Raw genomic sequence first — 23195 nt, forward strand, 5'->3', positions numbered from 1 at the left:
GCCCGGTGATTAGCCGGGTTGGTCCGGCGCGCAAATGGCGCCGGACCTTTGAACGGAGTGCTTAGTTGGTGACGACCGAGCCGTCAGCGCTGTAGGTGGAGATGCCTTCACCAAACCACTTGATCAGCATTTCGTTCAGCGTGCCGTCAGCTTTCATCGAGGTGATTGCCTCGTCGAACTTACCGCGCAGTTCGCCGTCGCTTTCACGCAAGCCCATGCCGACACCACCGCCCAGTGGAACCGGGTCGCCTACGAATACCAGTTCGCCACCCGATTCCTCGACCAGCGGGACCAGATAATCGCGGTCCGCCAGAACGGCATCGGCTTCGCCGTTGCGAACAGCGGCGATGGTTTCTTCCGGTGTGGCAAATTCAACCAGAGTCGCACCGGATTCGGCGACGTGGCCCGCCTGAATGGTCGCGGTTTGGGCCGCAACGATGCCGCCGGTCACGTCCGCCGCATCAGAGGTTGCGACATAGGCCGACGCGGTCGGAGGATAGTAATCCTGAGTGAAGTCGATGACCTCGTCCCGCTCATCAGTGATCGACATACCGGCAATGATGGTGTCGTAGTTGCCCGAAACCAGGTTCGGGATGATCGAATCCCAGTCGTTCTTGACCCATTCGCATTCCAGACCGGCGCGCTTGCACAGCTCATCGCCAACTTCACGCTCGAATCCGTCGATTTCACCCGCATCGTTGATGAAGTTGTACGGAGGGTATGCGCCCTCGGTTCCCATCCGAACGGTGTCGGCCATAGCGATACCGGCAGTCAGCGCCAGTGCTGCGGTGGTCAGAATCAGGTTTTTCATTGGTTACTCCCCTTATTGGTTCTGTCCGTAGATTATGCCGCCTGAGTGGCGGAGAGAAAGCCCTGAAGCCGTTTGGATTCAGGGGTGGTGAAAATATCTTCGGGTGTGCCTTCTTCCTCGATCAGGCCCTGATGCAGAAACACGACATGGCTGGATATGTCAGCCGCCATCTTCATGTCATGGGTCACGATGATCATGGTGCGGCCTTCGGCGGCCAGATCCTTGATAACCTTGATCACTTCCTGTTCCAGCTCGGGATCGAGCGCTGAGGTCGGTTCATCGAACAACAGCGCCTCGGGTTCCATGCAAAGTCCGCGGGCGATGGCCGCGCGCTGCTGCTGGCCGCCGGACAACTGCGCCGGGTAAACATCGCATTTGTCGCCGATGCCCACTTTCTCAAGGTATTTGCGGGCGCTGTCCTCGACCTCGGCCCGGTCGCGGCCCAGAACGGTCACAGGTGCCTCCATCACGTTCTGAAGGATCGTCATGTGAGCCCAAAGATTGAACTGTTGGAACACCATTGACAGGTTTGTGCGAATGCGCAGCACCTGTTTGGGGTCGGCCGGACGGCGATGGTTGTGGTTACCGGTCCAGCTTACAGGTTCGCCTTTGAACAGAATCTCGCCTTCCTGGCTGTCCTCCAGCAGGTTGCAGCAGCGCAGAAGGGTCGATTTTCCTGACCCGGACGATCCGATCAGAGAAACGACGTCCCCGCGATGCGCCGTGATGTCCACCCCTTTCAACACCTCGAGATTTCCGAAGCTTTTGTGCAGGTTCTTGATCTCGATTACGGGCGCGGTCTCTGTCACGGGCGATCCAGGCATTGTTGGTTGTGTTGGTGCGGTACTAGGGCTGAAAAAATCGTCCAATGCAATGCGCAAATGACACGTTCCGGACCTGAAACCTCCAAAATGACCAGAGGTTTTGGTCAAATCGGTCAGGGATTGCGCAGGATGGCCTCTGGCGCGGGCGGATTGGGTACGGCCAGATAGTGTTCCGCCGGGATGTCGATCAGGTCGCACAGATGCAACAATTCCCGCTCGGTGCGTGACAAATTTCCGATGGCGTCACGCACAGCGCGGGCGACACTGCGCGCATCCTGTCCATTGGCAGTAATGTAGGGCAGTACGGGGGTCGGAGTCGTGGCAGCAGTTTCGCGTAGCTTTGCGCCGAGATCGCTATGTTCCTTGAGCAATTCCCAGGTCAGCGCGTCCAACGACGCATAGTCTGCACGTCCTTCCGCGACTGCCTGAGCCGACAAAGCGTGCCCACCGGTTTCCAGAATTGTCCTAGGAATTTTGCTGTGCTTGCCAAAGTGAACCATGGGCGCGGCCCAGCCGGATTGAGACAGGGCCTCGTTAAAGGCAAAAACACCCTCGGCAAGCTGATCCAGATCGCGGGAATCATCCCGCCGCGCGACGATGATCGAGCGATAATACCCCGGCGGACAACCAGTTAGTCCGTAATCCGGTGTACCAACCAATTGAACCTTGCCATGCAGGCGGGTTCGGTAGGGCATACCGCAGGTTTGTGCAAATACCAACCCCGGGTCCATCCAGACGTCCCAGAAGTCGCGATCACGGTCAAGTTTTGTGGGGCCGTACCCAAGGTGGTATCGAATCAGCGTCCAGAAACTGTCATTGGCGGCTTGCAAGGCAGGCATGTCGTACATGCCAAGCATCGCCGTCACGATTTTTCAGCCTTCTGCCGGGCCAAGGCCGAATCCACGTCGCTGATGCCCAAAAGGCTGACCACCAGTCGCAGCAGCGAATCCTCTTCTCCCGTTCGATGCCCGTCAGCCAGCGCAACCGACCACATCGCCTGCACCACGGCCAGACGATCATCGTATTCGATTGCCTCTTTGATAGCGCGGGTGAAACGGACGGTATCAGGGGCCTCGGCCTCCAGATCCTCGGCACGGGCACGCAGGGACGCGGCTTCGAATGGAGATAAGCCGTAACGCTGGGCTGAAATCCGGTCGATCCGGGCCATTTCGGTATCGGCATAATCGTTGTCGGATCTGGCAATGCGAACCAATAAGGCAGTCAGGGCCAGTCGGGCGTCATCTTCAACAAGCGGGTCGGGCTGAGGCTGCGTAAGCCGGGACAGGAAATCCTTGAACATACGCAAGATATAGACGCAGCTTAGCTGGCTTCCAAGCGGCTTTGCACCCGCTCGCGTGAGGCCTTGCTGTCATTGTAGCTGAGGCCCATTGCGGCACGTGCCTCTTCGACGATCTTGATCTCGCCTTCGTCCGAGTTGCCGTCGGCCAGGACAATCTCCCACAGCGCATCCAGTGCAGCCAGTCGTTCCTGCAGGTCCGTGGTTTCGCGGATCAGCTTGCCAAACGTATCGGTTTCAGGCGCGGCAGCGTGCAGTTTCTCGCATGTGGCGCGAACCTTGGCGGCCTCTATCGCATTGTGCTGGTAGAGGCGGGCGAGGATGCGGTCGATCAGACTGATTTCTTCCAGTTTGTAATCCCGATCCGCCTGCGCCACGCGCACCATCAATGCCCCCAGGGCCAGTTCGGCGTCAGGGTCGGGCAGGGTCGTGTTCTGAGGCGGTCGAAAGGCCTGAAAGAGTTTCTTTAGCATACCAAACACCTAATCGACACTGAGAGCTTGGCCAAGTATGAAATGTAGTAACACCGTACCGGAGCAACCAGCGTACGCTCAAGTGGCGGCGTGTCGCCCATCTTGTATTCCAAAGGATCTTGCACTTGGTAAAACGATCTCCCTCAGCGCTGGGCCTGCGCAAAACTCAAAAAGGTTTGGAGATTGCCCCATGGTTCAATCCGCTTGTTCCAAAGTCCAAAGGGTTCAACTCCAAATCCGCTGACGTTTTTCCTGCTAAAGATTTGATGGAGAACGCAAAAAATGATCCGTCAATCGCGTCGGACAAGTACGGGTTGATTGAAGAGGTGGACTATGTCGGCAGTGCGACGGAACTTGCTTCGACGGTTCCTCAGCACGAATTCGGGACTTTCGATTACATCTACAGCTCGCACAATTTCGAGCATCTGCCTAATCCAATTAAGTTTCTGCAAGCGTGCGAGCTTTTGTTGAAGCCCGGCGGGCAGTTGATCATGCACGTACCGGATGGTCGGCTTTGTTTCGATTATTTTCGCCCGCCCACTGTGCTTTCTGAATGGCTGGAAGGTTTTCACGAAGACCGGCAGAAGCCAACGGCCAGACAGGTCTTCGACTCGAACTACTTTTTGGCTTTTGAGGCGCAGGGAGACGCAGTGCTTCCGGTCAGCAACAAAACGGAGACCGCCTCTCTGAGGTTACAGAATGATCCGGCTGCGCTCTGGACGCGCTGGCAAAAGACTGACGCAGATAGCCCATATGCTGACGTACATTGTTCGGTCATGACGCCAAGTTCAGCTCAATTGATGCTCGAAGACTGCCGATATTTGGGCCTCACGTCTCTCTCCGTCGTAGAAGTTGGTGATCCTGTCGGGATTGAGTTCCTGATCAAGCTAGAGAAGCCAGCAGCAGAAGTCCCTGGGATGAATGCCGAGGAATATGAAGCTTTTCGTCGGAATCTGCTACATCGCCTGTGGAATGAGAGAGCCGACTGCACACGATCGAACCCGTTAGGAATAGTAAAAAGGCTGAACAACAGAAGGCTGTCGCGCAGACGGGCAAAAAAGCAGCGTTAATGCTTGGTGTCGCTCGCTGAGGAGGCGTTGCGGCACGGGTTTTGCCAAGTTTCGTGGACAAAAGCCTCAATCGGGTTTGTCGAGAGTTATGACTTACCCGTCATAGCCCTGAATAATCACCAATTCTCCGGTCGACACCGGATCGCGCAAAGCTTTGGCCCGCTGATAACTGTCACTCTCGTAACAGGCCAGAGCTTGTTCGTAACTTGGGAACTCAATCACAACCGTGCGGGCACGGGCCTGACCTTCCTTTTCGATGCGCTCGCCGCCTCGCACCAGGAATTTTGCCCCATATTCCGCGAACGGGGCAGCATTGGCAGCGATGTACTTCTTGTATGCTTCCATGTCGTCCACGTCGACATGAGCAACCCAGTATCCTTTGGCCAAGTGGCATCCTCCTGTAATCTTGGCGCAGGGTGCTTAGGATATCGCTGAATTGCAATCCCGAAATGGAATTCAGTTAGATGCTTGCAATGCCTCGCGCGCCTTGTCCTGCAACCATGCCACCATCTGTCTGTAAGGCACAGGGCCATAGCTGACACGTGCTACACCAAGCTTGGCCAGAGTGGGCGTATCCGGTGTTCCGGGCAGGGCGATAATGTTCACTGGCAGATCAGTCGCATCGCAAAGCGAAGCAATCAACGCTTCGTCTTTCAAACCGGGGGCAAAAAAACCGCTGGCTCCAGACTCTTCGTAAGCTTTGGCGCGCGCGACAGCATCATCAAGCATCGCCTCGCTATGAGTGTCAGGGTGCGCTTTGAGGAAAATATCGGTTCGTGCATTGATGAAAGCAGTAATACCCGCTGCGTCGCACCCCTCACGCATCGCGCTGACCCGCGCCGCCTGGGTTTCGATGTCGTAAAGTTCTTTGGTGCCAACGATTTGATCTTCGAAATTGAAACCGATGACACCGGTTTCAAGTGCGCGCTGTACGTTAGCAGCGATGCCGGGAACGTCTTCGGCATAGGCTCCTTCGAAATCCAGGGTCACCGGGACATCCACAGCGCCAACTATTCGGCGGGCATTGTCCAGCGCCGTTTCCAACGGGATGTTCTGCCCGTCAGAGAATCCCTGCGCCATGGCAACCGGAGCGCTGCCGGTTGCAATTGCTTTTGCACCCGCATCCCGCACCGCGGCGGCGCTGCCAGCGTCCCAGATGTTGAATAGGATGACAGGGTCACCCTTTTTGTGCAGGACGGTGAAGTTTTCTGCTCGTGTGTTCTGATCTGTCATGGTCGGTCTCCTGTCAGCGCTTTGCTGACAGTTAACCTCGTAACGGGCGGCCGCGTATAGTTGTTTTCGCGGCGGCTGTCACATTGCGGTGACCTGCAGGATTGATCAGACCAGTCGTGAGGTCTCTTTCGCAGCCCGCACGAAATCGCGGAACAAGGGGTGCGGTTCAAACGGCTTGGACTTCAGCTCCGGATGGTACTGAACACCGATAAACCACGGATGATCGGACCATTCGACGATTTCAGGCAGGCGTCCGTCGGGGGACATGCCCGAGAAATTCAGGCCCGCTTTTTCCAGCTTGTCACGATATTTTATGTCCACCTCATAGCGATGGCGATGGCGTTCTTCGATATTGGTGCCACCATAAACTTCGGCCACTTTGGAGCCTTCGGCCAGAACGGCGTTATAGGCGCCCAGTCGCATCGTGCCGCCCTTGTCGTCATCTACACCACGCTGCACTTTATAGTTGCCCTGCACCCACTCTTTGAGGTGGTAAACTACGGGTTCAAAACGTTTTTTTCCGGCCTCGTGATCAAACTCTTCCGAGCCCGCCTCGGCAATGCCCGCCGCGTTTCGGGCTGCTTCGATCACTGCCATCTGCATACCCAGACAGATGCCTAGGTATGGCACCTTATGTTCACGGGCATATTGCGCGGCCTTGATCTTGCCCTCGGTTCCGCGTTCGCCAAAACCGCCGGGTACGAGGATCGCGTGGAAGCCCTCCAGATGCGGGGCCGGGTCTTCGGTGTCGAATATCTCGGCATCGACCCACTCGACCTTGACCTTGACGCGATTGGCCATACCACCATGGGTCAAAGCTTCGGCAATCGATTTGTAGGCGTCTTCCAGTTGAGTGTATTTCCCAACAATGGCGACTTTCACTTCGCCTTCAGCATTGTGGATGCGGTCACTGACGTCTTCCCATTTTGCCAGATCGGGCTTGGGGGCAGGGCTGATCTGGAACGCGTCCAGAACTGCCTGATCCAACCCTTCGCGGTGATAGGCCAGCGGAGCGTCGTAGATGGTGGAAAGGTCCTGCGCCGCAATCACGCTGTCCGGGCGGACGTTACAGAACAGGGCCAGTTTCTCACGCTCTTTGGTCGGGATCGGACCTTCGGAGCGGCAAACCAGAATGTCGGGCGCCAGACCGATCGAGCGCAGTTCCTTCACCGAGTGCTGGGTCGGCTTGGTTTTCAGCTCGCCGGAGGCTTTGATGTAGGGCAGTAGCGTCAGGTGCATAAAGATGCACTGTCCGCGTGGCTTGTCCTGGCTGAACTGACGGATGGCCTCGAAGAAGGGCAAGCCCTCGATATCGCCCACGGTGCCGCCGATCTCACACAGCATGAAATCGACCTCATCCTCACCGATGGCGATGAAATCCTTGATCTCGTTGGTGACGTGCGGAATCACCTGAATGGTCTTGCCGAGGTAGTCGCCGCGGCGTTCCTTCTCCAGCACGTTGGAGTAAATCCGGCCCGAACTGACCGAGTCGGTTTTGCGCGCCGCCACACCGGTGAAACGTTCGTAATGGCCAAGGTCCAGATCGGTTTCGGCTCCGTCATCGGTGACAAACACTTCGCCATGCTCAAACGGTGACATAGTGCCGGGGTCAACGTTCAGGTACGGGTCAAGTTTGCGAAGACGCACCGAGTATCCCCGTGCCTGCAACAATGCGCCCAAGGCCGCTGAAGCCAGTCCTTTGCCCAAGGACGAAACAACACCACCAGTGATGAAAATAAAACGCGCCATGTTTTTTCGGCTGCTCCCGTGAGACGTCATTATCAACTGCCCGGCGGTTCCAAAAAACCGCTGCATCACGGGACTTCACGTATAAAGGATTCGCGCAAAATGCGCAAGAGAACCGCAAGATGCTGTTGCAGCTCTCTTTCAAGTTTCTAGGTTTTGTGGATCAGTCCGCCTGGGGAATCAGCGGCGCGTTGTCGCCCTGTGTCGGAGGCAGCAGATCATCTGCGGACGGAACCGCCGGTGTGGCTTCCTCAGCCGGGGCCGGAGCCGGAATGCCCAGCCGGTCGATAACCGAGCTGCCCGATGACTTCTGAGCGGCCAGTATGGTCAACGTGATCGAGGTTACGATAAAACACGCGGCCAGCAGCCAGGTCAGTTTGCCCAGTGCCGTCGCTGCCGCACGGCCCGTCATGGCACCACCGCCGCCACCCATGCCCAGGCCACCGCCTTCGGACCGCTGCATCAGAACAACGGCAATCAGGCCCAGGGCCAACAGAAGGTGGATGATGAGAACGACGTTTTCCATGGTGGTCCTGTACAGCGTGGCGTGTATCGCGTGGTACTTATGCAAGTTTGCCATCGGGGGCAAGGGAGGAGTTGTCATCACGACCCGTGATACGCCTGATCACGGCAAAGGGACTGGACAGTGTGGCAATCCGTGACGCAGGCTACGCCAATGCCTCATGACGATCACGACCACCCGCACGCTCTGCTGCCGCCTGAACCTGCGCTCCGAGTCAAGGCGCTGGAAACGATTCTGACCCGCAAGGGGTTGATTGATCCGGCTGCACTGGATGAGATTGTCGACACCTATCAGAACAAGATCGGTCCGCAAAATGGCGCGCGTGTTGTCGCAAAAGCCTGGAGCGATCCTGTCTTCAAGGCGGCTCTGCTGGAAGATGCAACGCCGGTGGTCGCCGATCTTGGCTACTACGGTCGTCAGGGTGAGCATATGGTTGTGGTCGAAAACACTCCGGAGCAGCACAACATGGTCGTGTGTACGCTGTGCAGTTGCTACCCGTGGCCGCTGCTGGGTATTCCTCCGGGATGGTACAAATCCGACGCCTACCGCGCGCGCGCCGTACGCGAACCGCGCAAAGTGCTGGCCGAGTTTGGCGTGACCCTGCCCAAGAACACCTCGGTTCGTGTCTGGGATTCGACGGCTGAGATTCGTTATCTTGTCTTGCCGATGCGCCCTGAGGGCACAGAAGGGCTGGACGAAGATGAACTTGCGCTGCTCGTGACCCGCGACAGCATGATCGGAACAGGTTTGGCAAAGGTGCCCTCATGACCCGCGTTCATGACATGGGCGGTCGTTTTGGCGATGGTCCGATTTGCCCCGAAGCTGAGGATGCACCAGTTTTTTCAGAGGATTGGCATGCACGGGCGCTGGCAGTGACACTGGCTTCGGGGTTTCTGGGGCAATGGAATATCGACACTTCCCGCCACGCGCGCGAGCGTCTGTCACCAAAGGACTATGCAAGGTTTTCCTATTACGAGAAGTGGATTGCGGGCCTGGCGGATCTGTTGGTCGAAAAAGGCGTGTTGACGCTGGATGATCTGCGCGGTGCGAACGATCGCGGGGAACATCCATTGGCCGCGCGTGCGCTGAAAGCCGAATCCGTTGCTGCTGCGTTGGCAAAAGGAGGTCCGGCGGTCCGACCTTCGAATGTCGCCGTAAAGTTTGAAATTGGACAGGCAGTTCAAACAATACACCCAGCCGCGAGCCGGATGGTGGATGGCGGGCACACGCGGCTGCCGGTCTACGCGGCAGGGGCAAAAGGCCGTATAGTTCGGCTGCACGGCACCCACGTCTTGCCGGATTCCAATGCCCATGGCTTGGGCGAGTCACCAGAGCCGCTTTATGCCGTGGCATTTCCGGCCTCCGAGCTTTGGGTCGCGCCGGAACATCCCGGGGACGAGGTGGTGCTGGATCTTTGGCAATCTTATCTGGAGCGGGCATGAGTAGTTGCGTCACGTATTCGGCTCCGGAACCTGTTTTCGCCCAGCCTTGGCATGCGCAGGTCTTTGCCGTCACGGTTGCGCTGAACGAGGCCGGTTGCTTCGGCTGGCCCGATTGGGCCGGCCGATTTTCCGACACATTGAGACGACATGGACTCGATCGGGAACTGGACGGTGGCGAGGATTATTTCAACGCTTGGCTGGAAACACTTGAGAGTTTGCTGGCGGAGCAGGGGCGCGCGTCCCCAGAGGATGTGTCGGCATTCACCAGGGCCTGGGAAGAAGCTTATCTGAAGACGCCCCATGGGCAACCGGTGCGTCTGGCTGGCTCGTAAAGGGGGCGCTGCCCCCGCCGTCCGTTCCGGACGACTCCCCCGGGATATTTTCAGCCAGATGAAGCAGGGGATCCTCACTTCATCTGGCCCCAAATATCCCCGCCGGAGGCATCGCGCGGAACGCGCGAATTTGGACTGCGGCGAAATACCGGTTTCCCTGTCGTCCGAGCGCCGCTATATGAGCCGGGTTTGAATACTCAGCGCAAAAGGACCGGATATGGCCAACGTGGTTGTTGTCGGCGCCCAGTGGGGCGACGAGGGGAAAGGCAAGATCGTCGACTGGCTCAGCGAACGGGCTGATGTGATCGCGCGTTTTCAGGGTGGGCACAACGCAGGTCATACGCTGGTGATAGATGGCGAGGTTTACAAGCTGCACGCGCTGCCGTCGGGCGTAGTCCGCGGCGGCAAGCTGAGCGTGATCGGCAATGGTGTGGTTCTGGACCCGTGGAACCTGCTGAAAGAGATCGAAACCATCCGGGCGCAGGGCGTGGAAATCACGCCTGAGACCCTGATGATTGCTGAGAACACGCCGCTGATTCTGCCTTTCCACGGAGAACTGGACAGGGCGCGAGAAAGCCAAAACTCAGTTGCCAAAATCGGTACGACTGGCCGCGGCATCGGACCCTGTTATGAGGATAAGGTGGGCCGCCGGGTCATCCGGGTGGCTGACCTTGCCGATGACGCCACGCTGGCGCTGCGTGTGGACCGTGCTCTGGTTCATCATAATGCATTGCGCAGCGGCCTGGGTTTGGAGCCCATTGATCGCGATGCGCTGATTGCACAGTTAAAGGAAGTCGCACCAAGTATTCTGGAGTTCGCCGGGCCTGTTTGGAAGGTCATGAACGAAAAGCGCAAGGCGGGCAAACGCATCCTGTTCGAAGGGGCGCAAGGGGCGCTGTTGGACATTGATTTCGGGACCTATCCGTTTGTGACCTCTTCGAATGTCATTGCGGGACAGGCGGCAACAGGTGTGGGCATTGGTCCAGGATCTATCGACTTCGTACTCGGTATCGTCAAAGCCTATACCACCCGCGTTGGTGAGGGACCGTTCCCGACAGAGCTGGATGATGATGACGGTCAACGTCTTGGTGAGCGTGGGCACGAATTCGGTACCACGACTGGCCGTAAACGCCGCTGCGGCTGGTTCGACGCCTGTTTGGTGCGCCAGACCTGTGCGACAAGCGGTGTGAACGGCATTTCCCTGACCAAGCTGGACGTGCTGGACGGATTCGAAACCCTTAAAATCTGTGTGGGATACGAGCTGGACGGCCAGCGTCTGGACTATCTGCCCACGGCTGCAGATCAACAGGCCCGTTGCATGCCGATTTATGAGGAAATGCCCGGGTGGAGCGAATCCACCGAAGGTGCGCGCAGCTGGGCTGAGCTGCCGGCGAACGCGATCAAATATGTACGCCGGGTCGAGGAGCTGATCGAGTGTCCGGTCGCGTTGCTATCCACAAGCCCGGAGCGGGACGACACCATTCTGGTGACCGACCCGTTTGCCGACTGATGAGCGGTCGCGACAAACCCGGCCTGAGTTACAAGGCTCGGCGGCGCTGGTCGCTGGTGCTGCTTTTGGTTGGACTGCCTTTGTATATTGTCGCTGTCGTGACCGTACTGAACTGGCTGGATCGCCCTCCGATTTGGTTGGAACTGCTGGTTTATGTCGGGCTGGGCATCCTGTGGGCCCTGCCGTTCAAGTTCGTGTTCAGGGGGGTTGGTAAAGAGGACCCGGATCAGGACACGAACTGAGCCTCATTGCTCGATACGGGTCTGCCCGGTGGATTGGTTGGTACAGTGGTGCCCGGCAGTGATGGGCGTTGATAGCTCGCGCTGGCACCAGGATCGGTGGGGCTATTCCGGCCAGCGAAATATCGCGCGGGCAAAGGCATGGTACTCGCCCGCGATTTCCTCGGCCATACTCATCGGACTAGGCCAGGCTGGCGTCAGTGTTGCTGCGACCTGACCGGTCACCAGGCTTAGCTCTGCATCATGCTTGCGCGCCAAGTGGCGCATTTTCTGATTAGTCGCGAGACACAGCAATTGCACCTCGCGAATTCTGCGGTTGCGCGCCGCAGCAATGATCCGTGACAAAAGCGCGTCGCCTATTCCGCGATCCTGCCATGGGGTTTCAACAGTGATAGCCGCCTCTGCAATGCCGGGTCCATCACCATCCGTGGGGCGCAATTCAGCCACGCCGCGTAGGTGGCTGTCGGGAAAAGCGCCATAGATCAGAGCCGAGTCGTCAAAAATACCTGAAACATAACGCGTCACCTTTTCGGGCGCGATAACCATGCCAAATCGGGATTTCAGGGCCGCGTCATCGAGGCTCTGAAAATGTGTGCTGATCTGGGGTTTGTCGAATATGCGCAGACGTCGGATTGCAAGGTCATACATACCGGTTCCTCGGATCGAGACGGGACAAGGCGACGAGGTCTAATTTCGACTCTGTATTAACATCTTTCTGCGTTGCAGCATAGCATTTGATCCCCAATCGGAACCCGGAACTGACTTGCCCGGGCCATATGCTCAAAAGCCATGCATATTGAGATAATCAAGGGCCAGAGGTTGCCTCTGGCCCTTTTGTCGAGGGGGAGGTTACTTTGAACTATCCCGCAGCGCGCGTGTCGTGTGGCCGAAAGCCTATCTCGGTCGAAGCCGAAAACCGGCCGCCACCAGCCTTTTCGATCTTCCCGTCACGTAGTAACTGACCGAAAGAGCGCAGGCTTTCCTCGCGGTTGAAATCGTCCTGCTTGAGCGAGCGAACCTTGTTCATCAGTTGCGGACGCGAAAATTGCTCCTGTCCTTCGATGAAGGAAAGATACGCGGCTGCGGCCTCCAGCAAGTCGGACAGTGATTGTGCACCCTGTTCCTGAGCGAAAGCGGCAAAGCCACCCTCTTCGTTCGCCTCATCCTGTGAGGACTGGATGCGCCGAGGTGTAACCGGGCCGGTTTCCTGATCATCGGTGTCCACGCGCTGCTCGGCCACCAGTTTCAGCGGTGCAGGAGCATCGGACTGCGGGCGAATGCTTGTAACATTAACCTCGGGGCGGCGCGGACTGACGACCGACGCCAGATCACCGCGATAATCCGCATCTTCAGACTCGGCTTCATTTTTAGCGCCACGTTCGGCTTCGGTCGCGGCCACTGCGGTGCGCAAGTGCGAATAGGTTTCGCGCTGGTCGTTGGTTGCGGGATCGTCCATGCGGGCGTCAGCTGTGTCCATCAGGCGCGAGACGTCCTGATCCAGATCGCTGTCCTCTGGCCCGTTGCGATCAGAACGCGCCGAAAGCTCTGCCTCGACCAGTGAAATCTCTTCCAGCAGGTCGGCTTCATCTTCGGCGCTCAGAACACTTGCGGCTGTTTCAGAGACCGGTTCGTCAGCGTCCTGAGCTTCCTCTTCTTCTTCGCTGAGAATGTTGCGGATGTCTTCCGTTTCCGTTTCGTCTTCTGGGGCTTCAGCTTCGGTGAACAGAACGTCTTCCGAGGTGACTTCGGGTTGTTCAGGTTCCGTATCTTCGACTTCCTCCGCTTCGACGGCATCTGCTCCGGTCAGAGCCAGAATTTCGTTCAGCGTCTCATCGTCCTCTTCAAAGGCGGTCTCGATCGATACCTGAGCTTCTTCCAGATCGGTGGAACCGACGTCTTCCAATTCGTCGGTTTCGGACAGAACTTCAGTTTCAATCTGTTCGGGTGGCTCAACGGCTTCTTCATACTCTTCCGGTTCGGGCATTTCCGCCTCTTCCGGTTCGGGCATTTCGACCGCCGGTGCTGCATCAGCTGGTTCGTCGGTTTCGACCTTGGCTTCACTTTCCGTCAGATCGGCGGGGTTCAGCGCACCGGCTTCAAAAGCGGCGGAAATCGCGTCTACCTGAGGTTCCGCCGGTTTGATAAAGCCGTTCTCCTCATCCTCGCCAAACTGCGGCGGGTTTTCATTGGAATGCGAAACCACGGCGCGAATACGTTGCAGCTTTGCAGCGATACTATCGGCGGCCGGCGCACCTGCGGCAGAGGCCGGGGTTTCGACGGATGGCATTTCCGGTTCGGCGGGTGCCTCCGGGGCAGGGGGGCTGGCGATGGGCGCGGCGGCGGGGGGCTCTGCCGTGGCGCGCAACAGCAGACCGCTGTCGTTCTGGCTGGCCTCTACTTTGCGTGCGATATCGCGCTGCGCGATGCGGGTCAGCATTTCGGCGTCTGGCTGCGGAGGTTCGGATCCGAAGTACCGGTCATCTGCTGCCAGATCACGGAAGTATTCGGCAATGGCCTTCATCGTTTCAAATGAATCGTCAAAGCCTTCCAAAGTGCAGGAAAAGGTCCCGTAGGATACGGTCAATACCTTGTTGTTCTGTACCATCAGACGCACGTCCTTTACAAACTACCAGGCCGAATTCCGAGCTTGGTGCACGGCATCGACTCGAAACTTTGTCCATGAGTCTATCATTTTGTGGTCTCATTATGTCCAAAAGCAGGAAAAATGGTCAATCTTACGAAAAATGGACCGATTGTACGAGCTGAGGAGCCAATCGCGCTGTTTGGCGGTGGTTATATCGGTCCAGAGGACGCGAATCTGGTGCTGGCCCGCGTCAATCGTGTCGTCGCGGCTGATGGCGGCGCGGCGGCACTCATCGATTCGGGGCATCTGCCGGAAGCGGTTATCGGGGATTTTGACTCTCTTGAGCCGGGGTATCGAAGCCGTATTTCCGCAGATCGTTTGTTTCCCATTCGGGAACAGGGCAGCACGGATTTTGACAAGGCCCTGCGCAATATCGATGCACCATTGGTTATAGGTGTCGGCTTTCTGGGAGCGCGCGTCGATCATCAATTGGCGGTACTCAACGCACTGATACGGCTACAGGATCGGCCCTGCGTGCTGCTTGGCGAACGTGAGGTGATTTTCCATGCGCCGCCGCGGATTGCTTTCAGCGTCGAAGCCGGGGAAACGGTCTCATTGTTTCCTTTTCGGCGCGTAACCGGGTGCAGCAAGGGGCTGGAATGGCCAATCGACGGGCTGGAGCTGTCCCCGGACGGACGGGTCGGAACCTCGAACCGTGCCCTTTCGGGTGTCGAGCTAAAGATGGAAGGGCCCGGACTATTGGTCATGGTGCCGCGGGCCGCGTTGGATCAGGTCACGCGGGCGTTTCTGTCGGGCCAGACCGGGCGCTGGCCCGCTCGTGCAAAATGACATAGAGCCCGGCGCCGATCGTAATGGCGATGCCCAAGGCTGCGATCCCGTTGGGGAGATCGCGAAAGATCAGCCAACCAATTAGGGTGGCCACTGGAATCTCCAGGTATTGCATGGGCGCCAGTGTCGCCGATGGCGCATAGCGCAGGGACCATGTCATCAGCAAATGTGCGACGGTGCCGAGGATGCCGATCGCCAGCAGCAGCCAGTGGATGTCGTCGATCGGCAGGATCAGGGTCAATTCCCGGATCCCGGTACTTGTTCCGAGCAACAGCAGCGGCAACAGAATTGCCGTTGCCATGGCTCCGGACACGGCCTGTAACGCCACCGGGTCCATTTCCTTGGCGATCTGCCGGGTGACCAGCATGAACAGTGCGAAAACAACGGCGACGATCAAGGGCAGCAGGGCTGGCAAGCCCACTGCGGCAAAGCTGGGTTGGATCACCAGCAGCGTGCCGATGAATCCCACGATGCAAGCGATCAACCGGCGGGGACCGACCTTTTCGCCCAGCACGTATTTACCGAGCAGCAGCATTATGAAAGGCATGACGAAGGCAATGGCAATCGCATCTGCCAGCGGCAGGTACTGCAGAGCGCTGAACATTGCCGCGATCCCGATGATATGGAGAACTGTGCGTATCAAAGTCAGTCTCAGTATGCGCCCCTGCATCCGCCAAATGCGCCCCGTAAGGAGAACCAGCGGCGTCAGGATGATGGCCTGCACCGCAAATCTGACAAGCACAAGCAGTCCGATGGGTGTTGTTTCTCCCAACAGCTTGGCCATTGCATCGCCGAGCGGCGCGAGGATGCAAAAACCAAGCATCAGTATGATGCCGAATAGGGGGCGATCCTGAGTCATGACCGCGACGCTAGCGGGTTGTCGATGCCGAGGAAAGAGTCGAGCCCGTCAAACGTCGGTCAGCGGCTGGTGTTTCGTGTAATCGGGGCCGATGCAACTGGGCAGCCCGTCATCCAGCTTGAGCCAGCTCAATTTCTCTTCATGGGCCACGTGCAGCGTTGGTTGCAGTACCTCAGGATTGTCCAAAGCCGCCACGTAGAGGTGCATCACATCCGACATTGAGGTCGAGCGAAAGGACATCGGTGTACCGCAGTTTGGACAGAAACTACGCTCGACGCCTGGCGAGGAATTGAACCGACGCGGCTCTTCTCCAGTCCAGCGCCAGCGGCCATCGCGGACGCCGAAATATGCGGTCATCGGGGCCGAGCACTGACGTCTGCAGCTTTCGCAGTGGCAGGTGACGCAGGACAGGACGGGGGGATTGACCTCGAACCGGACTGCACCGCACAGACAACGACCGTTCATCGGTCACCTCTCTTTCCGCATTGCCGCCCGGTGCGATACGTCAGCAGTTGGGAACGTTCACTGCCAAGCCACCGAGCGAGGTTTCCTTATATTTTTCATGCATGTCGTGACCGGTCTGGCGCATGGTTTCGATGACCGCGTCCAGCGGCACGAAATGCTGCCCATCACCGCGCAGTGCCAGCGACGCTGCCGAGACCGCCTTGATCGCGGCCAGACCGTTGCGTTCGATGCATGGCACCTGAACAAGACCGGCCACGGGATCGCAAGTCATGCCGAGATGGTGTTCCAAAGCGATTTCGGCTGCGTTTTCCACCTGTTCCGGCGTGCCTCCCATAACTGCACAAAGGCCTGCTGCTGCCATTGCCGAGGCGCTGCCGACCTCGGCCTGACAACCGGCTTCGGCGCCTGATATCGAGGCGTTGTATTTGACCAGACCTCCGATCGCCGCCGCGGTGAGCAGAAAATCCTCGATATGGCTCTCGGATGCGCCTGGAACGTGATCCAGGTAATACCGCAAAACGGCAGGCAGCGTACCGGCCGCGCCGTTGGTCGGAGCGGTGACGACTTGCCCACCGGCGGCGTTTTCTTCGTTCACTGCCATGGCGTAAACGCTCATCCAGTCGTTGATCGTGTGCGGTGCGGTCAGATTCATGCCCCGCTCGGCCATCAGCGCGTCGTATATGCCTTTGGCGCGGCGGCGGACCTTCAGTCCGCCGGGCAGAATACCGTCCGTTGTCAGGCCACGTTCGATGCAGTTGTTCATGACCTCCCACAGGCGGGCAGTTCCCCTGGCGAAACTGTCGGCACAGCCGCGTGCGATTTCATTCTCGCGCTTCATGGCAGCGATGCTCTTGCCGCTGGTCTTTGCCATCTCCAGCATCTCGGCCGCCGAATGAAACGGGAAGGGCACCGGGGGACCGTCGTTGGTGTCTTTGCCTTCGGCCAATTCCTCTTCGGTCAGCACGAATCCACCGCCGACCGAGTAATAAACCTGCCGCAGGATCACGTCGCCCTGCGCATCCGTGGCCATCAGGACCATACCGTTTGCGTGACCCGGAAGATTGTTTTCATAGTCGAAGATAAGATCGGCTTTTGGATCGAACTTCAGGGTCGGCAATCCCTCTGGCGACACCGATTGCGTTTCGGTGATTTTGGCCAGTGCAGCTTCGGCTTTGTCATTGTCGTAATTGTCCGGCACAAACCCCGCCAACCCAAGGATTGTGGCCCGGTCGGTGGCATGACCCACACCGGTAAAGGCCAATGAGCCGTGAAGAGACCCGCGCAGACCCGCGAAGTCGAATGGAGAGGCGCGCATCAGGTCCAAAAACCGGGCCGCGGCGACCATTGGGCCCATGGTGTGAGACGAAGACGGGCCGATGCCCACTTTGAACATATCGAAGACAGAGAGAAACATGTCAGGTAGCTGAGCCTTCTGGGGGGTTAGCGTAAGTGGGTGAGGTAAACGGCGTGACGCCCAGCCCTTCGGCCTGAATAGCGGCGCGTGTCGCCGGCCTTGATTCAAGCCGCATCAGCAGGGTTTGAAGATAGGGTGTATCCGGTAACTGGAACCAGCTGCGGTCCGACCCGGATGGGTACAAAGCCATCCAACGAAGCATGCAGGCCAGGTAATAGGTCAGGACAGAGGGCTGATCGGGCGAAAGCCATTCGGGCGCTTTTTGCGCTTCAGCATCCAGCAGTTTCAGGTGCTGGCGCAGCCGCGGTCTAATCCCGGAACGCAGGGCTTCGGCCTGCGCTGCGTTGATATACTTGTCGGCGTAGAACAGGATGCGCAGATCCGCATGCACTGTGTTGGACGCGAAGAACAGCCATTTCAGGAACGCAGCCCGCTCGGGGCTGTTGGCGGCCGGTGCCAGTTGCCCGTGCTTGTCTGCCAGCCACAACAGGATCGCGGCCGTTTCGAATATCGATCCCTGTGGCGTTTCCAACACCGGGATCAATCCATTGGGATTGAGCGCCCGATAAGCAACGCCATTCTGCTCGTTCCGGCTACGGTCAACCAGAACGGCCTCGAAGGGCTGGCCCATCTCTTCCAAAGCCAGCCGGATCACCAGCGAGGCGTTGTCGGGGGCATAATGCAGGCGGTACGGCGAATCCATAACCCTTATGTAAGATGCACAAATAACAGACGAAGCCTTGATTGCGACGTTTCCAATCGGAAACGCGCATTTCAGCGACATGTTAACACAGCACATTCGCGATTTGGCACTCGCAGTCGACCGGGGCATTCCGTATAACGCCGGCAGCAATCTGAAGGGGGAACCTGCCATGTCCGGAGAAATGTCGCCCATCGAGACAGCCAAATATGTCGCCGCACGTCGCGCCGCCGAGTTTGTGAAGGACGGGATGCGCGTCGGTTTGGGAACCGGATCGACTGCTGCCTGGATGGTGCGCCGACTTGGTGAACGGGTGCGCGACGAAGGATTGCAGATCAAGGGCGTCCCGACCTCGACTGCGACGGCGCAGTTGGCGCGCGAAGAGGGGATCGAGGTCGTATCGCTGGATCAAGCAGGCTGGCTGGATCTGACCATCGACGGCGCAGACGAATTTGACGGTGAATTCAATCTGATCAAGGGCGGCGGCGCCGCTTTGTTACAGGAAAAGATCGTGGCAACGGCCAGCGACCAGATGATCGTGATCGCCGATGCCGGAAAAGAGGTTGAAACTCTGGGCGCTTTCCCCCTGCCGGTCGAGGTGATCCCATTTGGCTGGCAAACCACGCGAACCCTGATCGAAGAAGCCTTGGACGCGATGGATGTTCTGGGCACTTCGGTCACGCTGCGGATGAATGGCGAAGTGCCAAGGGTCACGGATGAGGGCAATCATATACTGGACCTGCATCTCAAGCGTATCGGCAATGCGCGGCATCTGGCGTTGGTGCTCAATCAGGTTCCGGGTGTGGTCGAAAACGGACTTTTCCTCGATATCTGCGACAAGGTCATCATTGGCCACGGCGACGGACGGGTCGAAGTGCGTGATCTGAACGAGGGAACAGTTGAGACAGATCAGCCAAACGACAGCACCGAGAATCTGTTTTCAGATTTGGCGGACTGAAGGGACACGGCCCAAGGGGGCGATGCAAAACCGTTTTTTCGGCTGGCAGGGGTTGGCAATCGCCATATTGCGCCCAGATATCCAGAGAATTTTGGCAAGTGAACAAAGGAACCCGGCATGAGCTTTGACTATGATCTGTTTGTCATCGGCGGAGGCTCGGGCGGGGTCCGTGCAGCACGCGTTGCTGCGGGTGAGAACGGTGCCAAGGTGGCTTTGGCGGAAGAAGACCGCTATGGCGGCACCTGCGTGATCCGGGGTTGCGTTCCCAAAAAGCTGATGGTTTTTGCCAGCGAATATGCGGGTATGGTCAGCGACGCGCAGGCCTATGGCTGGGACATTCAGCCCGGTGCGTTTAACTGGGACATTTTTCGTGACAAGCTCTATGCCGAGCTGGACCGGCTTGAAGGTATCTATCGCAACATTTTGAAAAACAACGGTGTTGAAACCTTTGACCAGCGCGCGCGCCTGGTGGATGCACACACGGTTGAGATGGCCGACGGCACCCGCAAAACGGCCAAACATATTCTGGTGGCGACGGGAGGGCGCCCGATTGTTCCCGAGTTTCCGGGCTCGGATCTGGCGATCACCTCAAACGAGATCTTCCATCTGGAGAAACTACCCGAAACCATGCTGATCGTGGGCGGCGGTTATATCGCCTGCGAGTTTGCGGGCATCATGAACGGGATGGGCGTCAAGACCACGCAGTATTATCGCGGCGCGCAAATCCTGCGCGGTTTTGATGACGAAGCGCGCGGACTGATCTGCGAGGAGATGTGCCAAAACGGCGTAGACGTGCATCTGGGCACCAATGTGCTCGAAATGAAAAAGCAGGGCGACAAGATATGGGTCAAGGCGACCAACGGATCCGAACAACTGTTCGATGTGGTGATGTATGCGACTGGCCGCGTACCGAACGCCGATGATCTGGGTCTCGATGACCTCGGCGTCGAACGCGGCCGCAAGGGCGAGATTGTCGTGGACGAATACAGCCAGACTGCCGTGCCTTCGATCTACGCCATAGGTGACGTGACCGATCGGGTGAACCTGACGCCGGTTGCGATCCGCGAGGGCATGGCCTTTGTGGAAACCGTCTTCAAAGGCAACCCGACGCCAGTGGATCACGAGCTGATTCCGACGGCGATCTTCACGCAGCCCGAGATGGGCACCGTCGGCCTCAGCGAGGAAGAGGCGGCCGAGCAGGAGCCGATTGAAGTTTATGCGACATCGTTCAAGCCGATGCAAAAATCGTTTGCCGGTGGCACGCAGTGTGTGTTGATGAAGCTGATCGTCAGCCAAGCCACTCGCAAGGTGCTGGGATGTCATATCGTGGCCCCCGGCGCAGGCGAGATGATCCAATTGGCCGGGATTGCGGTGAAAATGGGCGCGACCAAGGAAGATTTCGACCGAACGGTCGCCGTTCACCCCGTGATGGCTGAAGAACTGGTGACAATGCGGCAACCTGTGCGCACTGCTTGATTTGCAACTGCGCGAACACAAGTTACAAGGGAACCCGTGATCACACGGTCCAATACGAAGGAATAGACTCATATGGCGGGCAACAGCGGTGGCCCCTGGGGGGGCGGAGGCTCATCCGGAGGCGGAGGAAATCGAGGAAACAACGGGGATGGGCGCAAACCTCCCGAAGGTGATGGCCCGCAGATCCCCGAGATCGATGAGCTGATGAAAAAAGGCCAGGAGCAGCTGCGCGTCCTGATGGGCGGTCGCGGCGGCGGTCGTGGTGGCAGCGGTCAGGGCTCTGGCGGCGGTGGTCCGATATTCACCAAGGGAACCATTGCCATAGGTGCGCTGGTCGCGATTGGCCTTTGGGCTGCCGCAAGTTTCTATACCGTAAAACCGGAAGAGCAGTCAGTTGAGCTGTTTCTGGGTGAATTTTCAGCCGTCGGGAACCCGGGTCTGAACTTTGCTCCCTGGCCGCTAGTCACCGCCGAGGTCATTCCGGTCACCCGCGAACAGACCGAGGATATGGGCGGCGCGCGCGGCAGCGATGATGGCCTGATGCTGACCGGCGACGAGAATGTCGTGGACATCGATTATCAGGTTGTTTGGAATATCAGCGACCCTGCGAGGTTCCTTTTCAATCTGCGCGATCCACGCGAAACCATTCGGGCGGTGTCTGAATCGGCTATGCGTGAGATCATCGCGCAAAGCGAATTGGCGCCAATCCTGAACCGGGATCGCGGTATCATCGCCGACCGCTTGCAGGAACTGATTCAGGCCACGATGGACAGCTACGATTCGGGCGTAAACATCGTGCGTGTAAACTTTGACAAGGCTGACCCGCCGCAGGACGTGATCGCCGCATTCCGCGACGTTCAGGCCGCCGCGCAGGAGCGTGACCGTCTGCAAAACGTGGCCGACGCCTATGCCAACCGTGTTCTCGCTGAAGCCCGGGGTGAAGCCGCGCAGGTTCTGGAAGAGGCCGAAGCCTATCGCGCCCAGCAGATCAACAGCGCGCAGGGTGAGGCCAGCCGTTTTAGCGCGGTTCTGGAAGAGTACACCAAAGCGCCGGACGTAACCCGCAAGCGTCTCTATCTGGAGCGGATGGAGCAGGTTCTGGGTGACGTCGACAAGATCATTCTGGACGAAAACTCGACCGGGCAGGGGCAAGGTGTTGTGCCGTATCTGCCGCTCAACGAGCTGCGCCGCAATCAGGCCGAGGAGAGCAACTGATGCGTAAATCGACATTTATTCTGCCGGTTATCGTGATTGCGGTTGTCGGCATCCTGTCTTCGATCTTTATCGTCGACGAACGCGAACGTGCGCTGGTTCTGCAGTTTGGCCGCGTGGTCGCTGTCAAAGAAGAACCCGGTCTGGCGTTCAAGATCCCCCTGATTCAGGAAGTCGTTCGCTATGACGACCGCATCCTGTCGATCGACGTGCAGCCGTTGGAGGTAACGCCCTTGGACGACCGTCGTCTGGTGGTTGACGCATTCGCACGCTATCGGATAGCGGATCTTGAACAGTTCCGTCAGGCGGTTGGTGTCGGCGGTATCCCGGTCGCCGAGGACCGCCTGGACCGCATCCTGCGCGCGGAAACCCGTGAGGTTCTGGGTTCGGTGTCGTCGCGTGACATCCTCAGTTCGGACCGGGCCGCCCTGATGCTGCGCATTCGCAACAGCGCCATTGCCGAAGCACAGGCGCTGGGCGTCAGTGTGATTGACGTGCGCCTGAAGGCGACGGATCTGCCGCAAGCAAACCTTGAGGCCACCTTTGACCGGATGAAGGCCGAACGTGAGCGTGAAGCAACGGACGAACGCGCACGTGGTAACGAGGCTGCGCAGCGTGTGCGCGCGCAAGCTGACCGGACCGTGGTCGAGCTGGTATCCGATGCCCGCCGCGAGGCCGAGATCATTCGCGGTGAAGCGGACGCCGAACGCAACGCCATCTTTGCCGAAGCCTTTGGCAAGGACCCGGAGTTCTTCGAGTTCTACCGGTCGCTTTCCGCTTACGAACGCGCGCTGGGCGGCAGCAACAGCTCGATGGTGCTGACCCCGGATTCCGAGTTCTTCAATTACCTAAAATCACCCACCGGGCAGGCGGCCCGGTAATGGGTATGATCCTTCTGGCCTTCGGGTTGGTACTGATTGTCGAGGGGCTGGCCTACGCGCTGGCCCCTTCGCTTATCGAGCGTATGTTAGAGGCGTTGAGGGCAATGCCGGAGCAGGCACGGCGTCTGGTCGGGCTACTGTGCATGGTCAGCGGTCTGGTGCTGTTGTGGGGTGCTTATCAGATCGGGTTTTGACACAAAGACCTCAATTGCCGGTGATTTCCCCATGATCCTGAGTTGCGGGCTTGGACAAACTGACTACATTGGTTGCTAAGAGAGGCTGCCTGCAGGCGGCTCA

Annotated in this window: 27 protein-coding genes; 12 read left to right on the forward strand and 15 right to left on the reverse strand. The window is 58.3% G+C overall.

What is annotated here, in order from left to right:
• Positions 1 to 61: 61 nt before the first annotated feature.
• The 5 genes from AC2TEL_RS00665 to AC2TEL_RS00685 form a co-directional block, all read right to left on the reverse strand.
• The gene (locus tag AC2TEL_RS00665) at positions 62 to 811 is read right to left on the reverse strand and encodes a transporter substrate-binding domain-containing protein (protein ID WP_480842426.1); all 750 of its coding nucleotides are present in this window, start codon (positions 809 to 811) and stop codon (positions 62 to 64) included.
• A gap of 32 nt (positions 812 to 843) precedes the next feature.
• Positions 844 to 1620, reverse strand: coding sequence for an ABC transporter ATP-binding protein (locus AC2TEL_RS00670; protein WP_480842424.1), 777 nt, complete (start codon positions 1618 to 1620; stop codon positions 844 to 846).
• 128 nt (positions 1621 to 1748) lie between these two features.
• The gene (locus AC2TEL_RS00675) at positions 1749 to 2492 is read right to left on the reverse strand and encodes a phosphate/phosphite/phosphonate ABC transporter substrate-binding protein (protein ID WP_480843029.1); all 744 of its coding nucleotides are present in this window, start codon (positions 2490 to 2492) and stop codon (positions 1749 to 1751) included.
• 5 nt (positions 2493 to 2497) lie between these two features.
• Positions 2498 to 2935 (reverse strand): tellurite resistance TerB family protein, encoded by a 438-nt coding sequence (locus AC2TEL_RS00680; RefSeq protein WP_480842422.1) that lies wholly within the window; start codon positions 2933 to 2935, stop codon positions 2498 to 2500.
• A 20-nt stretch (positions 2936 to 2955) separates the two neighbouring features.
• Positions 2956 to 3405: a tellurite resistance TerB family protein gene (locus AC2TEL_RS00685; RefSeq protein WP_480842420.1), complete on the reverse strand. Its 450-nt coding sequence runs from the start codon at positions 3403 to 3405 to the stop codon at positions 2956 to 2958.
• A gap of 125 nt (positions 3406 to 3530) precedes the next feature.
• Between AC2TEL_RS00685 and AC2TEL_RS00690 the strand changes: the two genes are divergently transcribed.
• The gene (locus AC2TEL_RS00690; protein WP_480901414.1) at positions 3531 to 4475 is read left to right on the forward strand and encodes a methyltransferase domain-containing protein; all 945 of its coding nucleotides are present in this window, start codon (positions 3531 to 3533) and stop codon (positions 4473 to 4475) included.
• A gap of 93 nt (positions 4476 to 4568) precedes the next feature.
• On the opposite strand, the gene AC2TEL_RS00695 is transcribed toward AC2TEL_RS00690, so the two are convergent.
• From AC2TEL_RS00695 to secG, 4 genes are all read right to left on the reverse strand, one after another.
• Positions 4569 to 4862, reverse strand: coding sequence for a DUF1330 domain-containing protein (locus AC2TEL_RS00695; RefSeq protein ID WP_480842416.1), 294 nt, complete (start codon positions 4860 to 4862; stop codon positions 4569 to 4571).
• A 69-nt stretch (positions 4863 to 4931) separates the two neighbouring features.
• The gene (locus AC2TEL_RS00700; RefSeq protein WP_480901415.1) at positions 4932 to 5708 is read right to left on the reverse strand and encodes an isocitrate lyase/PEP mutase family protein; all 777 of its coding nucleotides are present in this window, start codon (positions 5706 to 5708) and stop codon (positions 4932 to 4934) included.
• A gap of 105 nt (positions 5709 to 5813) precedes the next feature.
• Positions 5814 to 7457 (reverse strand): CTP synthase, encoded by a 1644-nt coding sequence (gene pyrG / locus AC2TEL_RS00705; RefSeq protein ID WP_480842413.1) that lies wholly within the window; start codon positions 7455 to 7457, stop codon positions 5814 to 5816.
• Between the two features lie 160 nt (positions 7458 to 7617).
• Positions 7618 to 7980, reverse strand: coding sequence for a preprotein translocase subunit SecG (secG, locus tag AC2TEL_RS00710; RefSeq protein ID WP_480843028.1), 363 nt, complete (start codon positions 7978 to 7980; stop codon positions 7618 to 7620).
• A 150-nt stretch (positions 7981 to 8130) separates the two neighbouring features.
• Here secG and nthA point away from each other — a divergent pair, with 150 nt between their 5' ends.
• The 5 genes from nthA (at position 8131) to AC2TEL_RS00735 (ending at position 11503) form a co-directional block, all read left to right on the forward strand.
• The gene (gene nthA / locus AC2TEL_RS00715; protein WP_480843027.1) at positions 8131 to 8745 is read left to right on the forward strand and encodes a nitrile hydratase subunit alpha; all 615 of its coding nucleotides are present in this window, start codon (positions 8131 to 8133) and stop codon (positions 8743 to 8745) included.
• Positions 8742 to 9419 (forward strand): nitrile hydratase subunit beta, encoded by a 678-nt coding sequence (gene nthB, locus AC2TEL_RS00720; protein ID WP_480901416.1) that lies wholly within the window; start codon positions 8742 to 8744, stop codon positions 9417 to 9419. Before nthA ends, nthB begins: the two co-directional genes overlap by 4 nt.
• Positions 9416 to 9751 (forward strand): nitrile hydratase accessory protein, encoded by a 336-nt coding sequence (locus AC2TEL_RS00725; RefSeq protein WP_480901418.1) that lies wholly within the window; start codon positions 9416 to 9418, stop codon positions 9749 to 9751. Before nthB ends, AC2TEL_RS00725 begins: the two co-directional genes overlap by 4 nt.
• A 217-nt stretch (positions 9752 to 9968) precedes the next feature.
• Positions 9969 to 11261, forward strand: coding sequence for an adenylosuccinate synthase (locus AC2TEL_RS00730; protein ID WP_480842407.1), 1293 nt, complete (start codon positions 9969 to 9971; stop codon positions 11259 to 11261).
• Entirely contained in the window at positions 11261 to 11503 is a 243-nt protein-coding gene (locus AC2TEL_RS00735) for a DUF2842 domain-containing protein (protein WP_480842405.1), read from the forward strand. Before AC2TEL_RS00730 ends, AC2TEL_RS00735 begins: the two co-directional genes overlap by 1 nt.
• Before the next feature lie 102 nt (positions 11504 to 11605).
• Here AC2TEL_RS00735 and AC2TEL_RS00740 read toward each other — a convergent pair whose 3' ends face one another.
• Positions 11606 to 12148, reverse strand: a complete 543-nt coding sequence (locus tag AC2TEL_RS00740) for an N-acetyltransferase family protein (RefSeq protein WP_480842403.1) — start codon at positions 12146 to 12148, stop codon at positions 11606 to 11608.
• Positions 12149 to 12359: 211 nt separating this feature from the next.
• Entirely contained in the window at positions 12360 to 14105 is a 1746-nt protein-coding gene (locus AC2TEL_RS00745; protein WP_480901420.1) for a hypothetical protein, read from the reverse strand.
• Positions 14106 to 14225: 120 nt separating this feature from the next.
• Here AC2TEL_RS00745 and AC2TEL_RS00750 point away from each other — a divergent pair, with 120 nt between their 5' ends.
• The gene (locus AC2TEL_RS00750; protein ID WP_480901421.1) at positions 14226 to 14933 is read left to right on the forward strand and encodes a thiamine diphosphokinase; all 708 of its coding nucleotides are present in this window, start codon (positions 14226 to 14228) and stop codon (positions 14931 to 14933) included.
• Here the strand turns inward: AC2TEL_RS00750 and AC2TEL_RS00755 are convergent.
• From AC2TEL_RS00755 to AC2TEL_RS00770, 4 genes are read right to left on the reverse strand one after another with little or no spacing between them, the layout of a single operon-like run.
• Positions 14878 to 15792 carry a DMT family transporter gene (locus AC2TEL_RS00755; RefSeq protein ID WP_480901422.1) on the reverse strand — a complete coding sequence of 305 codons (915 nt, stop codon included), beginning with the start codon at positions 15790 to 15792 and terminating at the stop codon, positions 14878 to 14880. The genes AC2TEL_RS00750 and AC2TEL_RS00755 overlap by 56 nt on opposite strands.
• A gap of 48 nt (positions 15793 to 15840) precedes the next feature.
• Positions 15841 to 16257, reverse strand: a complete 417-nt coding sequence (locus AC2TEL_RS00760; protein ID WP_480842396.1) for a GFA family protein — start codon at positions 16255 to 16257, stop codon at positions 15841 to 15843.
• Between the two features lie 40 nt (positions 16258 to 16297).
• On the reverse strand, positions 16298 to 17671 hold the full coding sequence (locus tag AC2TEL_RS00765; protein ID WP_480842394.1) for an L-serine ammonia-lyase: 1374 nt from the start codon (positions 17669 to 17671) through the stop codon (positions 16298 to 16300).
• 1 nt (position 17672) lies between these two features.
• Positions 17673 to 18374, reverse strand: coding sequence for a glutathione S-transferase family protein (locus tag AC2TEL_RS00770; protein WP_480901423.1), 702 nt, complete (start codon positions 18372 to 18374; stop codon positions 17673 to 17675).
• Between the two features lie 169 nt (positions 18375 to 18543).
• Between AC2TEL_RS00770 and rpiA the strand changes: the two genes are divergently transcribed.
• The 5 genes from rpiA (at position 18544) to AC2TEL_RS00795 (ending at position 23092) form a co-directional block, all read left to right on the forward strand.
• A complete protein-coding gene (rpiA, locus tag AC2TEL_RS00775) occupies positions 18544 to 19329 on the forward strand; it encodes a ribose-5-phosphate isomerase RpiA (protein WP_480843026.1) in 786 nt (261 codons plus the stop codon).
• Between the two features lie 117 nt (positions 19330 to 19446).
• On the forward strand, positions 19447 to 20805 hold the full coding sequence (gene gor / locus AC2TEL_RS00780) for a glutathione-disulfide reductase (protein WP_480901425.1): 1359 nt from the start codon (positions 19447 to 19449) through the stop codon (positions 20803 to 20805).
• Between the two features lie 72 nt (positions 20806 to 20877).
• Entirely contained in the window at positions 20878 to 22020 is a 1143-nt protein-coding gene (hflK, locus tag AC2TEL_RS00785) for an FtsH protease activity modulator HflK (protein WP_480842389.1), read from the forward strand.
• On the forward strand, positions 22020 to 22898 hold the full coding sequence (gene hflC / locus AC2TEL_RS00790) for a protease modulator HflC (RefSeq protein WP_480842387.1): 879 nt from the start codon (positions 22020 to 22022) through the stop codon (positions 22896 to 22898). Before hflK ends, hflC begins: the two co-directional genes overlap by 1 nt.
• Positions 22898 to 23092 (forward strand): DUF2065 domain-containing protein, encoded by a 195-nt coding sequence (locus AC2TEL_RS00795; RefSeq protein ID WP_480842386.1) that lies wholly within the window; start codon positions 22898 to 22900, stop codon positions 23090 to 23092. Before hflC ends, AC2TEL_RS00795 begins: the two co-directional genes overlap by 1 nt.
• Positions 23093 to 23195: the final 103 nt, after the last annotated feature.

The sequence above is a fragment of the Ruegeria sp. HKCCD9138 genome (assembly GCF_057220975.1).

Bases quoted from the DNA above. Each gene is read 5' to 3' on its own strand.
- AC2TEL_RS00665 (WP_480842426.1), bottom strand. From the start codon at position 811: ATGAAAAACCTGATTCTGACCACCGCAGCACTGGCGCTGACTGCCGGT.
- AC2TEL_RS00675 (WP_480843029.1), bottom strand. From the start codon at position 2,492: ATGCTTGGCATGTACGACATGCCTGCCTTGCAAGCCGCCAATGACAGT.
- AC2TEL_RS00680 (WP_480842422.1), bottom strand. From the start codon at position 2,935: ATGTTCAAGGATTTCCTGTCCCGGCTTACGCAGCCTCAGCCCGACCCG.
- AC2TEL_RS00685 (WP_480842420.1), bottom strand. From the start codon at position 3,405: ATGCTAAAGAAACTCTTTCAGGCCTTTCGACCGCCTCAGAACACGACC.
- AC2TEL_RS00700 (WP_480901415.1), bottom strand. From the start codon at position 5,708: ATGACAGATCAGAACACACGAGCAGAAAACTTCACCGTCCTGCACAAA.
- pyrG (WP_480842413.1), bottom strand. From the start codon at position 7,457: ATGGCGCGTTTTATTTTCATCACTGGTGGTGTTGTTTCGTCCTTGGGC.
- secG (WP_480843028.1), bottom strand. From the start codon at position 7,980: ATGGAAAACGTCGTTCTCATCATCCACCTTCTGTTGGCCCTGGGCCTG.
- nthA (WP_480843027.1), top strand. From the start codon at position 8,131: ATGCCTCATGACGATCACGACCACCCGCACGCTCTGCTGCCGCCTGAA.
- nthB (WP_480901416.1), top strand. From the start codon at position 8,742: ATGACCCGCGTTCATGACATGGGCGGTCGTTTTGGCGATGGTCCGATT.
- AC2TEL_RS00725 (WP_480901418.1), top strand. From the start codon at position 9,416: ATGAGTAGTTGCGTCACGTATTCGGCTCCGGAACCTGTTTTCGCCCAG.
- AC2TEL_RS00730 (WP_480842407.1), top strand. From the start codon at position 9,969: ATGGCCAACGTGGTTGTTGTCGGCGCCCAGTGGGGCGACGAGGGGAAA.
- AC2TEL_RS00735 (WP_480842405.1), top strand. From the start codon at position 11,261: ATGAGCGGTCGCGACAAACCCGGCCTGAGTTACAAGGCTCGGCGGCGC.
- AC2TEL_RS00740 (WP_480842403.1), bottom strand. From the start codon at position 12,148: ATGTATGACCTTGCAATCCGACGTCTGCGCATATTCGACAAACCCCAG.
- AC2TEL_RS00745 (WP_480901420.1), bottom strand. From the start codon at position 14,105: ATGGTACAGAACAACAAGGTATTGACCGTATCCTACGGGACCTTTTCC.
- AC2TEL_RS00750 (WP_480901421.1), top strand. From the start codon at position 14,226: ATGGTCAATCTTACGAAAAATGGACCGATTGTACGAGCTGAGGAGCCA.
- AC2TEL_RS00755 (WP_480901422.1), bottom strand. From the start codon at position 15,792: ATGACTCAGGATCGCCCCCTATTCGGCATCATACTGATGCTTGGTTTT.
- AC2TEL_RS00760 (WP_480842396.1), bottom strand. From the start codon at position 16,257: ATGAACGGTCGTTGTCTGTGCGGTGCAGTCCGGTTCGAGGTCAATCCC.
- AC2TEL_RS00765 (WP_480842394.1), bottom strand. From the start codon at position 17,671: ATGTTTCTCTCTGTCTTCGATATGTTCAAAGTGGGCATCGGCCCGTCT.
- AC2TEL_RS00770 (WP_480901423.1), bottom strand. From the start codon at position 18,374: ATGGATTCGCCGTACCGCCTGCATTATGCCCCCGACAACGCCTCGCTG.
- rpiA (WP_480843026.1), top strand. From the start codon at position 18,544: ATGTCCGGAGAAATGTCGCCCATCGAGACAGCCAAATATGTCGCCGCA.
- gor (WP_480901425.1), top strand. From the start codon at position 19,447: ATGAGCTTTGACTATGATCTGTTTGTCATCGGCGGAGGCTCGGGCGGG.
- hflK (WP_480842389.1), top strand. From the start codon at position 20,878: ATGGCGGGCAACAGCGGTGGCCCCTGGGGGGGCGGAGGCTCATCCGGA.
- hflC (WP_480842387.1), top strand. From the start codon at position 22,020: ATGCGTAAATCGACATTTATTCTGCCGGTTATCGTGATTGCGGTTGTC.
- AC2TEL_RS00795 (WP_480842386.1), top strand. From the start codon at position 22,898: ATGGGTATGATCCTTCTGGCCTTCGGGTTGGTACTGATTGTCGAGGGG.